Source organism: Novibacillus thermophilus, from assembly GCF_002005165.1.
Taxonomy (GTDB): Bacteria; Bacillota; Bacilli; order Thermoactinomycetales; family Novibacillaceae; genus Novibacillus; species Novibacillus thermophilus.
Window position 1 is genome coordinate 906,535 of record NZ_CP019699.1, and the last position, 14,858, is coordinate 921,392.

At 51.1% G+C, this 14,858-nt stretch carries 10 protein-coding genes, 1 tRNA gene and 2 pseudogenes; 12 read left to right on the forward strand and 1 reads right to left on the reverse strand.

Annotated elements, in window-relative coordinates; all coding sequences use genetic code 11:
* Positions 1 to 32 precede the first annotated feature (32 nt).
* From rph to clpX, 7 genes and pseudogenes are all read left to right on the forward strand, one after another.
* Complete coding sequence (gene rph / locus B0W44_RS04460) at positions 33 to 827, forward strand: ribonuclease PH (RefSeq protein WP_077718954.1); 795 nt, start codon at positions 33 to 35, stop codon at positions 825 to 827.
* Positions 775 to 1,377, forward strand: a pseudogene (locus B0W44_RS18460) (XTP/dITP diphosphatase); the annotation flags it as partial. The gene rph and the pseudogene B0W44_RS18460, both read left to right, overlap by 53 nt.
* On the forward strand, positions 1,357 to 1,935 hold the full coding sequence (locus B0W44_RS18465) for a metallophosphoesterase family protein (protein ID WP_228441640.1): 579 nt from the start codon (positions 1,357 to 1,359) through the stop codon (positions 1,933 to 1,935). The pseudogene B0W44_RS18460 and the gene B0W44_RS18465, both read left to right, overlap by 21 nt.
* A gap of 54 nt (positions 1,936 to 1,989) precedes the next feature.
* Positions 1,990 to 2,550: a thioredoxin family protein gene (locus B0W44_RS04470; protein ID WP_149026927.1), complete on the forward strand. Its 561-nt coding sequence runs from the start codon at positions 1,990 to 1,992 to the stop codon at positions 2,548 to 2,550.
* A gap of 143 nt (positions 2,551 to 2,693) precedes the next feature.
* A tRNA-Arg gene (locus tag B0W44_RS04475) sits at positions 2,694 to 2,770 on the forward strand.
* A 159-nt stretch (positions 2,771 to 2,929) separates the two neighbouring features.
* Positions 2,930 to 4,216, forward strand: coding sequence for a trigger factor (gene tig, locus B0W44_RS04480; protein ID WP_077718955.1), 1,287 nt, complete (start codon positions 2,930 to 2,932; stop codon positions 4,214 to 4,216).
* 127 nt (positions 4,217 to 4,343) lie between these two features.
* Positions 4,344 to 5,614: pseudogene (clpX, locus tag B0W44_RS04485) on the forward strand (ATP-dependent protease ATP-binding subunit ClpX).
* Positions 5,615 to 5,674: 60 nt separating this feature from the next.
* Here the strand turns inward: clpX and ltrA are convergent.
* Positions 5,675 to 7,084, reverse strand: a complete 1,410-nt coding sequence (gene ltrA / locus B0W44_RS04490; protein WP_077718956.1) for a group II intron reverse transcriptase/maturase — start codon at positions 7,082 to 7,084, stop codon at positions 5,675 to 5,677.
* Positions 7,085 to 7,597: 513 nt separating this feature from the next.
* Here ltrA and lonB point away from each other — a divergent pair.
* The 5 genes from lonB (at position 7,598) to coxB (ending at position 14,774) form a co-directional block, all read left to right on the forward strand.
* Positions 7,598 to 9,289 carry an ATP-dependent protease LonB gene (lonB, locus tag B0W44_RS04495; protein ID WP_077718957.1) on the forward strand — a complete coding sequence of 564 codons (1,692 nt, stop codon included), beginning with the start codon at positions 7,598 to 7,600 and terminating at the stop codon, positions 9,287 to 9,289.
* Positions 9,290 to 9,393: 104 nt separating this feature from the next.
* Positions 9,394 to 11,721: an endopeptidase La gene (gene lon / locus B0W44_RS04500; protein WP_077718958.1), complete on the forward strand. Its 2,328-nt coding sequence runs from the start codon at positions 9,394 to 9,396 to the stop codon at positions 11,719 to 11,721.
* Positions 11,718 to 12,305 carry a ribosome biogenesis GTP-binding protein YihA/YsxC gene (yihA, locus tag B0W44_RS04505; RefSeq protein WP_077718959.1) on the forward strand — a complete coding sequence of 196 codons (588 nt, stop codon included), beginning with the start codon at positions 11,718 to 11,720 and terminating at the stop codon, positions 12,303 to 12,305. Before lon ends, yihA begins: the two co-directional genes overlap by 4 nt.
* 56 nt (positions 12,306 to 12,361) lie before the next feature.
* Positions 12,362 to 13,507 carry a D-alanine--D-alanine ligase gene (locus tag B0W44_RS04510; RefSeq protein ID WP_335582654.1) on the forward strand — a complete coding sequence of 382 codons (1,146 nt, stop codon included), beginning with the start codon at positions 12,362 to 12,364 and terminating at the stop codon, positions 13,505 to 13,507.
* Positions 13,508 to 13,763: 256 nt separating this feature from the next.
* Positions 13,764 to 14,774 carry a cytochrome c oxidase subunit II gene (gene coxB / locus B0W44_RS04515; protein ID WP_077718961.1) on the forward strand — a complete coding sequence of 337 codons (1,011 nt, stop codon included), beginning with the start codon at positions 13,764 to 13,766 and terminating at the stop codon, positions 14,772 to 14,774.
* Positions 14,775 to 14,858 lie beyond the last annotated feature (84 nt).

Below are 14,858 nucleotides of genomic sequence, written 5' to 3' on the forward strand. Positions count from 1 at the left end.
TGGGTGAACGATTTGTATAGGGGGGACGGCTTTTGCGGAGCGATGGACGCGCAGCCAACCAGTTGAGGCCGGTGACGATTACGCGTGATTTTATTAAACATGCCGAAGGGTCGGTATTAATTGAAGTGGGGGATACGAAGGTTATCTGTACTGCTTCTGTAGAAGAGCGTGTGCCGCCGTTTATGCGCGGAGAAGGGCGAGGCTGGATTGCGGCAGAGTATTCGATGCTTCCGCGGTCGACGGAGTCGCGCAATATGCGTGAAGCCGCCAGAGGTAAGATCGGAGGGCGCACGATGGAAATTCAGCGTCTCATTGGACGCTCACTGCGTTCGGTCGTCGACCTGGAAGCCCTTGGGGAGCGCACCGTGTGGATTGACTGTGATGTCATTCAAGCCGATGGAGGTACGCGGACAGCGTCTATTACCGGTGCGTTTGTCGCCCTGGTCGATGCATTGAACACCCTAGTGCACAATAAAAAACTTTCTTCAATACCTGTGCGGGACTTTTTGGCGGCGACCAGCGTCGGAATTGTGCAAGATCAACCTGTGCTAGACTTAAGTTACGAAGAAGATTCTCAGGCGAGAGTGGACATGAATGTGGTGTTAACTGGATCTGGTCAGTACGTTGAGGTACAAGGAACTGGGGAAGATGCACCGTTTACAGGAGAAGAGTTACATAACCTGTTAACGTTGGCCGCAGAAGGAATTCGGGAAATTGTGCACATTCAAAAACAAGTGCTGGGTAAAAGTGCTGAAAGTATCGGAGTGAAGTCTGATGGTATCAAAGCAGAAATGGACGTGGGACAAGATCGTTCTCGCCAGTCGTAACGAGCACAAATTGCGGGAGTTTCAGGCTCTGTTTAAACGGAATTTCGGTATTGACGTGAGGGGTTTGAACGATGTCGACGGTGTTGGCAACATAGTGGAAGACGGCAAGACATTTGAAGAAAATGCGGTGAAAAAAGCAAAGTCTGTTGCTAATATACTGAATATTCCAGTTGTTGCTGACGATTCCGGGTTAACAGTGGACGCTTTGGGCGGAGCGCCGGGCGTTTATTCGGCCCGCTATGCGGGCGAGCACGGAGACGATGCGGCCAACAACCGAAAACTGTTACACGAAATGGAGCGCGTTGTGGCAGAAGAACGAACGGCGACATTCGTGTGCGCCCTCGCTTTGATTCTCCCTGACGGCGAAGAGATCGTCGTACGGGGAGAGTGCCCTGGGCGGATAGCATTTCGGCCGCGGGGTACGAATGGCTTTGGGTACGACCCGCTGTTTGAGTTGGAAGGGCGCTCGGTGACAATGGCCGAATTATCGCCGCAAGAAAAGGATCAAATCAGTCACCGGGCAAAAGCTATGCAGTTGTTGGCAGACGAATTAAGGCGACGCTTTGAGTTTGAGGGGGATGAGACCGTGCGCATACTGATCGTAAGCGACAATCACGGAGAAGAGAAAGTTCTGTCCAGCGTGATCCGCAGGGAGGTGGCCGATCACGTCATTCATTGCGGTGATTTCTGCACGGACGCGGACGCCTTGCCGAATCGCGAGCGGATGACGGTCGTTCGCGGAAATTGCGACTTTGAAGCGGTCAAAGAAGAGGAAATATGGGAAGGGGGCGGCTATCGCTTTTTTGTCACGCACGGTCATCGTTATGGCATCAAATCTTCCCTTACAAGCCTTTTATATCGGGCGGAAGAGGTGGCTGCCGACATTGTGTGCTTCGGTCATTCTCACACGCCGTACTGCTCTGCACACGGAGGCTGCCTTTTCGTTAACCCGGGGAGTGTCGTTCAGCCCCGCGGGTACACCGTCCCGACGTATGCTGTCCTTGAGACGGGAGACGAGGGGGGTGTCGACATCACGTATTACACCCCTGGAGGAGAGCTTGTCCCGTTGGGGGGGACGTACTCCCTGAAGGCGAAAAAACCTGAATGATGTGAAAAGGTATGCTATAATACAGGAGGAATTAGACAAAGGGGCGTGATAGACGTGGCTTTAACAGAATCGAATATGTTTCCTCTGGGGACAAAGGCTCCAAATTTTGAGTTGCAAGATGTGGTTTCCGGAAAAAAAGTCGCATTGAGTGATGTAAAGTCGCCTGTTGCGACTGTCGTGATGTTTATATGTAATCATTGTCCGTATGTCAAACACGTTCAGAAACAGCTCGTTGAGCTGGCTAACGACTATATGCCAAAAGGTGTTTCCTTTGTAGCGATTAACTCCAACGATGTCGAACAGTATCCGGAGGATTCTCCGGAAAAAATGAAGGAAGTGGCAGAAAAGCTTCAATACCCTTTTCCGTATTTGTACGACGAGACGCAAGAAGTAGCCAAAGCTTACCAAGCGGCTTGCACTCCGGATTTTTACATTTTTGACGGTCGTCTTCAGTGTGTTTACCGCGGGCAATTAGACGATTCCCGTCCCGGGAATGAAATTCCGGTAACAGGGGAGTCCATTCGCACTGCACTGGATCAACTGATCAATCAAACCCCGATTACCGTTCAACAAAAGCCGAGTATCGGTTGCAACATTAAGTGGAAAGAAGCGTGAAACTGCTTATTGATGCGAGTTTAGACGTCGCGCTAGCGGAGACGTTGGCCTGATTGGAATTGAAATGACGAGAAAGCCCTTGACGCCATGAAGGGCTTTTTAATATACTAAGATTTGCTTATCGCGTGTTCCGAGAACACTGTGTCCCAGTAGCTCAGCTGGATAGAGCAGCGGCCTTCTAAGCCGTCGGTCGGGAGTTCGAATCTCTCCTGGGACGCCATTTGAGGAACTTTTGTCAGCCGGGGATATCCGGCTGTTTTTCTTGCGGCAGACTGTGAACGTTTTGCCTTACATCTATTGAAACCCCTTAGAGCTGTGTTATAATGAGTTGATTATAATTGTTGCTTTCAGGTGTAATCGTAGGAGGGAATATTCGCGTATGAAAGTCCAATGGGAAAAGCAGGAGAACCATCAAGGTGTACTGACGGTTGAAGTTGATGAGGAGAAAGTCAAATCGGCTTTAGACGCCGCTTTTTACAAAGTGAGAAAACAGATAAATGTCCCTGGGTTTCGCAAAGGAAAAGTACCGCGTCAGCTGTTCGAGGCCCGATTCGGAGTGGAGGCTCTGTACCAAGACGCTTTGGACATACTGCTCCCAGAAAGCTACGCGCAGGCTGTAGAAGAAGCGGGGATTGAACCGGTTGACCGTCCCGACATCGACGTGGAACAAATTGAAAAAGGGAAACCCCTCATTTACAAGGCGACTGTGACAGTGAAGCCTGAAGTCGAACTGGGTGAATACAAAGATCTGGAAATACCGGAAAGAGACTTTTCCGTTAAGGATGAAGATATCGACCAAGAGCTGGAGACGATGCGTAACCGTTACGCCGAGCTGGAAACGGTCGAAGGGGAAGCACAGAAGCACGACCACGTACTCATTGATTTTGAAGGGTTCATCGACGGTGAACCGTTTGAAGGCGGGAAATCGGAAAACTACAACTTGGAACTCGGATCGGGCCAGTTTATTTCAGGTTTTGAGGATCAATTGATCGGTGTGAAAGCAGGAGAAGAAAAAGACGTTGTCGTCACGTTTCCCGAAGATTACCAGCAAGAAAAACTCGCCGGGAAAGAAGCGACCTTTAAAGTAAAGGTGCATGAAATTAAACGGAAGAACTTACCCGAGCTCGACGACGAGTTTGCCAAAGACGTCAGTGAATTTGACACGCTGCAAGAACTGAAAGACGACATCAAACGGAAATTGCAGGAACGGAAAGAAGAGGAAGAAAAACAGTACAAACGGGATACGGTCGTGGAGAAGGCGGCAGAAAACGCGTCGGTGGACATCCCGCAAGTAATGGTTGAACAGGAAATTGACCGCATGTTGCAAAACTTTGAACAGCAGTTGAGAATGCAAGGCATGAATTTGGACACGTATAAGCAGATGATGGGACAAGAAGAAGAGGCTTTGCGGGAGCAGTTTAAAGAACAGGCTGAAAAGCGCGTCAAAACGAGTCTGGTTCTGGAAGCCATTGCCAAAAAAGAAAATGTAGAAGTCAGTGACGAGGACCTCGAAGAAGAGATAAAGCGCTTTGCTGAAATGCTTAACCGAGACGTCGAGGACGTTCGGAAAGACCTGAGCGACCAAGGCATGGATTCGTTAAAAGAAGATATTATTATCCGAAAAACGATTGAACTACTTGTATCGAACAGCCAAAATGCGGCATAATGGAGGTAGGAAAATAAATTAGGTGCGGCTCCTCGTGCCCTGTTTTGCGGCAATCAGTGGAAGCCAGGTCATGGCTTGATTGTTCAAGTCATCACCCATCGACATTTCATTTGAAAGGGTGATCCTTGTGTTGAGGTTTAACGAGGAAAAGGGTCAGTTGAAATGTTCTTTTTGTGGTAAAACTCAGGAACAAGTTCGAAAATTAGTCGCCGGCCCCGGCGTGTATATTTGTGATGAATGTATTGAGTTGTGCACGGAGATCGTCGAAGAAGAACTGGGACACGAAGAAGAGGTGGATCTGCAGGAACTTCCCAAGCCTCAGGAGATTTGTGCCATCCTCGACGAGTACGTCATCGGGCAGGAAGCTGCGAAAAAGTCACTGTCTGTCGCTGTATACAACCACTACAAGCGCATCAACTCCGGAAGCAAATCCGACGATGTCGAGATTCAGAAAAGTAACATTGTCATGCTCGGACCCACCGGCAGCGGCAAAACCCTTCTCGCCCAGACATTGGCCAGGATATTGAACGTTCCGTTTGCCATAGCGGATGCGACTTCGCTCACGGAGGCGGGATACGTCGGAGAAGATGTGGAAAATATTTTACTCAAGCTGATCCAGGCTGCTGATTACGATGTGGAAAAGGCCGAACGGGGCATTATTTACATCGACGAAATTGACAAAGTGGCCCGGAAGTCGGAGAACCCCTCGATTACGCGGGACGTATCCGGAGAAGGTGTACAACAAGCCCTGTTAAAAATTTTAGAAGGAACTGTGGCCAGCGTTCCGCCCCAAGGGGAAGGAAACATCCGCACCAAGAATTTATTCAAATCGATACGACGAACATCTTGTTCATTTGCGGCGGCGCCTTTGACGGCATTGAACAGATCATTAAACGCCGCATCGGCAAGAAAGTGATCGGATTCGGTTCTGACGACGATCACGCCGAGTTAAGTTCGGGCCAACTGTTGCAAAAAGTGTTGCCTGAAGACCTTTTGAAGTACGGTCTCATTCCGGAATTCGTCGGGCGTTTGCCAGTTATCTCTACTTTGGAGCCCCTCGACGAAGAAGCGCTTGTACGCATCTTGACGGAACCGAAAAATGCCTTAGTCAAGCAGTATCAAAAACTGCTTGAAATGGACAATGTCCAACTTGAGTTTGAAGAAGGGGCGCTCCAACAAATTGCTAAAGAAGCGATCAAGCGCAACACGGGAGCGCGGGGGTTGCGTTCGATCATCGAAGGGATTATGCTGGATGTCATGTTTGATCTTCCTTCCCGTGAGGACGTGACGCACTGCCTGATCAAAGAGGAAACGGTGCGTGACCGGATGAGCCCAGTGTTAACCACGCGGGAAGGTCACGTCATCGACGGCCGATCAGCTAAAGAAGAGAGTGCTTAATCGAGTAGGAGGGGGCGGCTAGCCCCCGTCCTCTCACACCACCTAGCATGCGGGTCCGCACTAGGCGGTTCCAAAAGGTTGACGAAGTTCCATATAACGAAAAAGCATACTCTTCAGCCCTTTCGCTTCCCAGTAGGAAGTCGGAAGGGCATTGTTTGTGTTCCGGGACATTTCCCATGGTCCTCGGCGGGAATTGGCCATCATGAAGCAGGCCCATTCTGGTACGCCAAGGGCCCTAAGTTCACGAAGACGGGTTCTGACCCGTTTCCATTGTTTCCATAGGCACATCCTCAGTCTGCGCCGAATCCATTGGTCGAATCTTTCACAGTGCGTCTTCATCGATGCCAGTCGAAAGTACCTGACCCAACCGATGATGTAGCGGTTGAGCCGTTTAATTCGCTCTTCCATGGAGATCGCCCGTGAACGACTCGTCATCTCACGTATTCTATCTTTGAATCGGGAGATGGTCTTCGGGGCTAACCGAATCGTTGCTTGTTTGTCCGGCAGAAAACTGAACCCTAGGAATTTCCGGTTCCAGGGGCGGTCTACCGCACTTTTGTCTCGGTTCACTTTCAGTTTCAGCTTTCCCTCTACAAAGCGAATCACCGATTCCATGACGCGTTCCCCTGCGCGCTTGCTAGCGACAAAGATGTTACAATCGTCCGCATAACGTGCGAATTGCAACCCGCGTTTCTTTCGTTCTTTGTCCAGGTCGTCCAACAAGATGTTGGCCAGAAGCGGACTCAGCGGTCCGCCTTGCGGCGTCCCTTCCTCTGTCCGTTGGCATACTCCGTTGACCATGACTCCGGCGTTGAGGTACACCCGGATGAGTTTCAGGTCTCGCTTGTCCTTCACCCTTCTTGCTACCCTCGCCATGAGCATGTCGTGGTTTACTCGGTCAAAGCACTTCTCTAAGTCCAAGTCCACAACCCATCTGTATCCACTCTGGATATAGCGCTGGGCTTGAAGGACCGCATCATGGGCTCGCTTCCCTGGTCGGAAGCCGTAGCTGTCCCATGAGAAGTGAGCATCGAAGATCGGATGCATCACTTGCAGCAGGGCTTGCTGGAGGAGCCGGTCCATCGCGGTCGGGATCCCTAGAAGCCTCACGCCGCCTCCAGGTTTGGGGATTTCCACCCGTTTGACTGGCGCGGGTTTGTAGGTTCCCGCTAGGAGCTCTGCTTTCACCTGTGCCCAGTGTGTGTTCAGGTAAGCCTGCAGTTCAGCTACCGTTACTCCGTCCACTCCGGGCGCTCCTCCGTTTCGGACCACTCGCTTGTATGCGAGCAAGAGATTTTCTCTCTCAAGCATCCTGTCCAGCAAGTCGTTATGGTCTTCGCGAGAGGAAGGGGCGACTTGTGCCGGAGAAGAGCTCGGCGCTCCAACATACCCTCGCGGCTTCACCGCTGCTCTCTGTTGGCAGCTCCCTTGCGGGATATTCTGCTGTCTGCGCTCTTCTCTCGAACGCATCGGTTTCCTCTCTCCTTTCGGTTCGGCCCTTCCGCTTTCCGGCGCCCCGTACTTGCGTACTATGGCCTCTGCTGACTCCTGCGGATTCAGCGCAGCCTCTCGACTGCGGTTACGATGTTACTTCGCGTGTTCCGCAGGCCTCCCCAGATAAGAGCGTCATCTTTCCGCCCGCGATCACTGGAGTTTACAGGATGAGCCCTTGGCGGCTTTGGATTTCGTTGTGTTCTGGCAACTCATCCGACTAATCCTGCCTCAAATCCAGTTCGTGTACCTTGACCCGTGCGTTTGTCTCCGGCTTCCTTCAGATTCCGCCTCGCGACGGACACCCTTGCCTTTGACTACGGTAGGCGCTCGCCAGCCCCCGTTCGGGACTTTCGCCCTATAGATGACGCCCATGCTGGGCGTACACACAGTTAACGCCGGGGTATGGCTCCCGGCGTTTTTTGTATGATTACTCCCTGTTCCTCGCGGTAATACTATGGATGAATTGAGAACTACCGGGAGGAACGTGACGTGAACATGACAACGGCTTTGCTGGTCGTTAATGTCTTTTTTAGTGTCATTATCGGCCTGTACTTTTGGAACATGCTCAAGAGCCAACAATCCAACAAAATTGCTGTCAACCGCGAATCGAAAAAAGAGATGGAGAAACTGCAGAAGCTTCGTCAAATCACCCTGTCCGAACCGTTGGCCGAAAGGACTCGTCCGGCGAAACTGGACGATATTGTCGGTCAAGAAGAAGGGCTCCGCGCTCTTCGCGCTGCTTTGTGCGGGCCGAATCCCCAGCACGTCATCATTTACGGCCCCCCTGGAGTTGGGAAGACGGCTGCCGCGCGGGTTGTATTGGAAGAAGCGCGCAAAAATCCATTCTCACCGTTTAAACACGATGCGAAGTTTGTTGAATTAGACGCGACGACTGCCCGGTTTGACGAACGGGGAATTGCCGACCCGTTGATCGGTTCGGTTCACGATCCAATCTACCAAGGTGCCGGCGCGATGGGTGTCGCGGGGATTCCCCAGCCGAAGCAAGGGGCTGTGACGAAAGCGCACGGTGGGCTACTTTTTATTGACGAAATTGGGGAACTGCACCCGATTCAGATGAATAAAATGTTGAAAGTGTTGGAAGACCGTAAAGTATTTTTGGAGTCGGCTTACTACAGCCCGGAAGACTCGAACATCCCCAGTCACATTCACGACATTTTTCAAAACGGCTTGCCGGCCGATTTTCGCTTGGTTGGCGCAACGACGCGCACCGCCGAGGAAATACCGCCGGCGATTCGTTCCCGTTGTCTTGAAATATTTTTTCGAGCGCTGCTTCCTGAAGAGATTGAGCAGATTGCGTGGAAAGCCGTTGAGAAATTACAAATTCAGGCACAGCCCGAGGCCGTTGAAGTGGTCAAAAAATACGCTACAAACGGGCGCGAAGCCGTCAATATGGTGCAAATCGCCTACGGTTTGGGACTGACGGAAGGGCGGCACACGATTTTGGCTAAGGATGTGGAATGGGTTGCTCACAACAGTCAAATCACACCCCGTCCAGACAAAAAAATCCCTCCTCAGCCGCAAATCGGGGTCGTCAACGGGTTAGCGGTCTACGGGCCGAATTTGGGGTCATTGTTGGAGATTGAAGTGACGGCGAGCAAAATAGGGCGGGGAGAAAAAGGATCGGTCAACATAACCGGAGTAGTGGAGGAAGAGACGCTCGGTGAAGGCAGGGGAGGCCGGTCTTTAAAACGGAAGAGCCTGGCCAAAGCTTCCGTAGAAAATGTCCTCACCGTCCTGAAAAAAACTGACGTCAATCCGTATCAATACGACTTGCATGTTAACTTCCCCGGCGGGATGCCCGTCGACGGTCCTTCTGCCGGGGTGGCCTTGGCTACGGCCATTTACTCTGCGATCAAGGGTGTGCCTGTGGACAACGAAACAGCTCTTACAGGGGAAATCAGCATTCGCGGAAACGTGAAACCGGTGGGAGGCGTGGTGGCCAAGGTGAATGCGGCCATGCAAGCCGGTGCACGAAAAGTGTTGATCCCACAAGACAACTGGCAGAGTATCTTTAAGGACATAGGTATTGAAGTCGTTCCTGTGACCCGCATAGAACAAGTGTTAGAACATATGCTGCTGCCACAAGAGAAAGTCAGCGAGCGGACCGGGACACAAGAGAAGCCGGCCGACATCATGACTGCTTCACCACTTGCCAGATAGATGTCAATGGACAAAGTACGGCGATTAAGATAAAATTTACAAAGTGAACGAAGGCAAAAATATTTTTGCCTCTTTTTTTTAAACAGTACGGAGGTGCCCGTCAATTGGGGATCAAAACAACGGAGAAAACACTTCCCTTACTGCCGTTGCGGGGGTTGATTGTCTATCCGGGAACAGTGTTGCATTTAGACGTGGGCCGGGAAAAGTCGATCAAAGCGTTAGATGAGGCGATGCTGGCAGACAATGAGCTCTTCCTGGCCACACAGAAAGAAGTGAACGTTGAGGAACCAAGTGTCGATGACATATACAGAACCGGCACAGTGGCCAGAGTGAGACAGATGTTAAAGTTGCCGAACGGGACCATCCGCGTATTGGTTGAAGGGTTGGCCAGGGGAAAACTGTTGGAATATGTGCAAGAGGAGACATTTTTCCGCGTCAAAGTGGAACAAATTGACCAGGACGAGCCAGATTCCCCTGAAATTGAAGCGTTGATGCGGACGGCTTTGGGACAGTTTGAGCAATACGTCAAACTGACGAAGAAGGTGACGCCAGAAACCTTTTCCGCAGTTCAGGACATAGATGAACCGGGGCGGCTGGCCGACCTTGTGACGTCCCATTTACCTTTGAAGTTAAAAGACAAACAGCGGATCTTGGAAACGATCGACATTAAGAAGCGGTTGGAGAAACTTCTCAACCTGTTGAATGACGAGCGCGAAGTGCTGGAGTTGGAGCGCAAAATCAGCCAGCGCGTGAAAAAGCAAATGGAGAAAACGCAGAAAGAGTACTACCTCCGGGAGCAGATGAGGGCGATTCAACGCGAGTTGGGTGAAAAAGAGGGAAGAGCCGGTGAGGCAGAGGAACTGCGCGAGCGTTTGAGTGAGTCCGATGCTCCAAAAGGAGTGAAGGAAAAAGCAGAGAAGGAAATCGCCCGGCTGGAGAAAATGCCGCCTACATCTGCAGAGGGGAGTGTCATCCGCACCTACGTAGAGTGGCTGCTGGATTTACCGTGGTCGTACGAGACGGAAGACCGGTTAAACATTCGCCGCGCGGAAAAAGTGTTGGACGAAGACCATTACGGATTGGAAAAGGTAAAAGAACGGGTGCTCGAATATTTGGCCGTCCAGCAAATGGTCAAAAAATTGAAAGGCCCAATCCTCTGTCTCGTCGGTCCTCCAGGTGTCGGAAAAACGTCTCTCGCCCGCTCCATTGCCCGCTCACTCGGACGCAAGTTCGTTCGAGTATCACTGGGAGGAGTACGGGATGAAGCGGAAATCCGCGGACACCGCCGCACGTATGTGGGCGCCATGCCCGGGCGAATTATGCAAGGGATGAAGAGTGCCGGCAGCGTGAACCCTGTCTTTCTTCTAGACGAAATCGATAAAATGGCGATGGATTTCCGCGGGGACCCTGCCGCCGCTCTGTTAGAGGTTTTGGATCCGGAACAAAACCATTCGTTTAGCGACCATTACATTGAACTGCCGTACGACCTTTCCAAAGTGATGTTTATTACGACGGCTAACGTGATGCACAACATTCCACGCCCGTTGTTGGACCGGATGGAAGTGCTCTACATCTCGGGTTACACCGAGTTAGAGAAGCAGAAAATTGCGCAACACTACTTGTTGCCCAAGCAGTTGAAAGAACACGGTTTAACTGGCGACAAACTGCAAATCCAGCAAGGGGCGCTGCTGAAAATCATTCGCGTGTACACTCGGGAAGCCGGTGTGCGCAACTTGGAACGCACGATTGCGTCTCTTTGCCGCAAAGCAGCGAAAATATTGGTGGCCGGAGAGAAGAAACGGGTGGTTGTCACGCCGAAAAACGTCTCAAATTTCTTAGGGCCGGAGAAGTACCGCTACGGCATAGCGGAGGCGGAAGATCAGGTGGGAGCGGCGACTGGGCTGGCGTGGACGGAGGCCGGGGGCGATACGCTTTCCATCGAAGTGACGCTCTTACCGGGGAAAGGAAAATTGACATTGACGGGCTCCCTTGGAGACGTAATGAAAGAATCGGCTCAAGCGGCTTTCAGCTACATTCGCTCCCGCGCCGACACCCTTAAAATTCCCGTCGACTTCAACGAGAAGTACGACATCCACATCCACGTTCCTCAAGGGGCTATCCCGAAGGACGGCCCTTCAGCGGGCATCACAATGGCAACTGCCCTCGTTTCAGCGCTGACGGAGATACCCGTGTCCCGCGAAGTGGCGATGACCGGCGAAATTACTCTCCGGGGACGCGTGCTCCCGATCGGCGGTTTGAAGGAAAAGTCTCTCAGCGCTCACCGGGCTGGAATCAAAAAAGTGTTGTTCCCGCGGGACAATGTAAAAGATCTGGACGACATCCCAGAAAGTGTGCGAAAAGACCTCCAATTTGTCCCCGTTGAACATATGGACGCCGTGTTGAAACACGCCTTGGTCAGGGTGCCAAAATGATAGTGAACCACGCAGAATTGGTTGTGAGCGCGGTTAAGCCGGAACAGTATCCGAAAGGATCTCTCCCGGAAATTGCCCTCGTCGGACGTTCCAATGTGGGAAAGTCTTCGTTGATTAACCGCATGATAAATCGTAAACGGTTGGCCCACACGAGCTCTACACCGGGAAAGACACAAACGCTGAACTTTTATTTGATTAACCGCGCTTTTTACTTTGTCGATTTACCGGGATACGGGTATGCGAAAGTGTCCAAACAGACAAAAGCGCAATGGGGACACATGATCGAACACTACTTGCGGAAGCGGGAGGAATTAACGTGCGCCTTGCTTCTCGTTGACGTGCGGCATAAACCTACGCGGGATGATGTGAACATGTTCGATTGGTTAGACTACTACACGATCCCGACTGTTGTCGTGGCGACAAAATCAGATAAACTCTCAAAAGGGAAGCGGCTGCAACAAGTGAAGGCCATTCAACGGGAACTGGGGGTTCGCCCGGAGGATATCGTCGCTTTTTCCTCAGCGACAGGTGAAGGGAAAGAACCCCTCTGGAGAGCGATCACTTCGTACGTTTCAAACGCGTAAACGGGAAATTGCGTATTGAATAGTGTATTGTATGAACCGGATTTACATGGGGGAAGGTGAAGAGGTTGTCTAAAAAAGTGAAAGTCGCCGTCTTGTTCGGGGGAAGATCTGGTGAACACGAGGTGTCCATTCAGTCGGCGTGCTCGGTCATTGAGTCAATGAATCCGGACAAATTCGAAGTCATTCCCGTTGCGATCAGCCATGAAGGCGAGTGGAAGGGCGGAAGTGCCTCCCTTGCCATGTTGGAGGAGAAGATTGACAGCAGAACGTTAAATCGGTTGACGTCCAATCACCTCATTTCCGCTGTCGACCGACTGACGTCCAACAGAGCGTTGACATCAGCCAGATTGAGATCGGGGATGTTGACGGTGACGATGCAGGAAGTCGATGTCTTCTTTCCGGTTCTCCACGGCACTTACGGAGAAGATGGAACCATTCAGGGCCTGTTGGAAATGGCCGGGAAACCGTATGTCGGTGCCGGAGTGTTAGCTTCAGCAGTCGGGATGGATAAAGTCGTCATGAAACAAATTTTTGCTCAGGCAGGGCTGCCTCAAGGTCACTTTACGTCAGTTTTGCGCCGAAACTGGGAGAGTGATCGACTTGCGATCGTCGAGCAGATTGAAAAAGAGTTCACTTACCCGTGTTTTGTGAAACCGGCCAACCTCGGTTCCAGTGTCGGCATTTCGAAGGCGAAAGACCGAAACACTTTGTGTGAGGCGATCGATTTGGCCTGTCGCTACGACCGCAAAGTGATCGTGGAAGAGTTTATTCCGGCCCGCGAGGTGGAAGTCGCTGTTCTGGGAAACGATGATCCGAAGGCGTCAGTTCCGGGAGAAATCGTCCCTTCCAATGAGTTTTACGACTATCGTGCCAAGTACATCGACGGTAAATCGGTGATGCACATCCCGGCAGAACTGCCGAACGAGACGAAGGAGAAGTTGCAGAAGTGGGCGATTGAAGCGTTTCAGGCCATTGACGGGTCTGGGTTGGCGCGGGTCGATTTTTTTGTGCGAACAGACAACGGCCGAGTCTTGATTAACGAGATCAATACGATGCCCGGATTTACGAAATACAGTATGTACGCCAAACTATGGGAACATTCGGGACTGTCTTACTCTCAGTTAGTGGAAACATTGATTGAGCTGGCGTTTGATCGGTTTCGGGAGAAGACGAGGAACACGACGAGATTCGATCTCGAATAGCGAACTGATTGATAGGGCGGTCCCTGTTTTGAAAAGGGACCTATTTTTTTTTACGAAATGTTCGGCAGTCTGTCACACATAGAAAGGTAAAAATTCTTTATAATAACATTTAGGCATGCTTTTATAATGGGTCATACTGACTGAAAGTCGCCTGCTGTACAAGGGTTGTGGTATATGGTATTGTATGGGGTGGTCAGATTCGCCTTCTGTTTAGACGTTGTCGATTACATTGAGAAAGTGAGGTCGTGTTGATCGTATGAGACGAAACCGTGGTGTGACGCTTTTGCTGTTCATGTTAACCGTTGCGGCATTTGGCCTCGTGGGTTGCACTGTGGAACAGTCTACGCTCGATCCGAAAGGGCCTGTGGCGGAACAGCAGGTGTCCCTCATATACCTTAGTTTTTGGATCATGATGGGTGTGACGATTGTCGTCGCCGTTATTCTGTTATATGTTCTTTTTCGCTATCGCGCGCGGAAAGGTCAAGAATATATCCCTGAGCAGGTGGAAGGGAACAAGTGGCTCGAGATCACGTGGGTCGTGATTCCCGCTATTCTGCTGACGATCCTGCTCGTCCCCACCATATCGGTGACATACAATTTGGCAGACGCATCGGACGACGGGGATGGAGTAGAAATTGTCGTGACAGGGAAACAATATTGGTGGGAGTTTTATTACCCGGAACTTGGAATCGTCACAGCTAATGAACTACATATTCCAACTGGGAAAAAAATACACTTGCATCTTGAAGCATCGGACGTCATTCATTCGTTTTGGGTACCGAAATTGGCAGGTAAAACGGACACCATTCCCGGGCGGACGAACTACATGTGGCTGCAAGCCGATGAGCCGGGGATTTACTCTGGACAGTGCGCAGAGTACTGCGGTTCTTCTCACGCTTTGATGGCATTTCAAGTGGTGGCCCACGAACCGGAAGAATTTGACAGTTGGGTGGCGCAAATGACGGAACCGCCGTCTGAACCACAGACACAACTTGCACAGGAAGGACAAGAAATCTTCACCCAAAGTTGCGCCAGCTGCCACGCCGTTGAGGCCTCGGAAGATACCGTCGGCATGCAAGGACCGAACTTGGCGAACTACGGCAATCGCAACAAGATGGCGGCCGCGATCATGGAAAACAATAAAGAGAACTTAGTAGACTGGATTATGAACCCTCAAGACATTAAACCGGGTAACTTGATGCCCGATCTCGATATCGATGAACAGCAAGCTGAAGCGCTGGCTGAGTACTTGCTCAACCTTAAGTAATGTAACCTCAAGAAAGGAGGAGACAGCGTCGAAATGTCCACTTTGCCGAAACACGCTGATTTAGCTCAACAACATCCTTTGCAT

What these genes read in the sequence shown, in the direction of transcription:
- B0W44_RS18465 (WP_228441640.1), top strand. Translation starts at nt 1,357, where the DNA reads ATGCAGTTGTTGGCAGACGAATTAAGGCGACGCTTTGAGTTTGAGGGG.
- tig (WP_077718955.1), top strand. Translation starts at nt 2,930, where the DNA reads ATGAAAGTCCAATGGGAAAAGCAGGAGAACCATCAAGGTGTACTGACG.
- ltrA (WP_077718956.1), bottom strand. Translation starts at nt 7,084, where the DNA reads ATGCGTTCGAGAGAAGAGCGCAGACAGCAGAATATCCCGCAAGGGAGC.
- yihA (WP_077718959.1), top strand. Translation starts at nt 11,718, where the DNA reads ATGATAGTGAACCACGCAGAATTGGTTGTGAGCGCGGTTAAGCCGGAA.
- coxB (WP_077718961.1), top strand. Translation starts at nt 13,764, where the DNA reads ATGAGACGAAACCGTGGTGTGACGCTTTTGCTGTTCATGTTAACCGTT.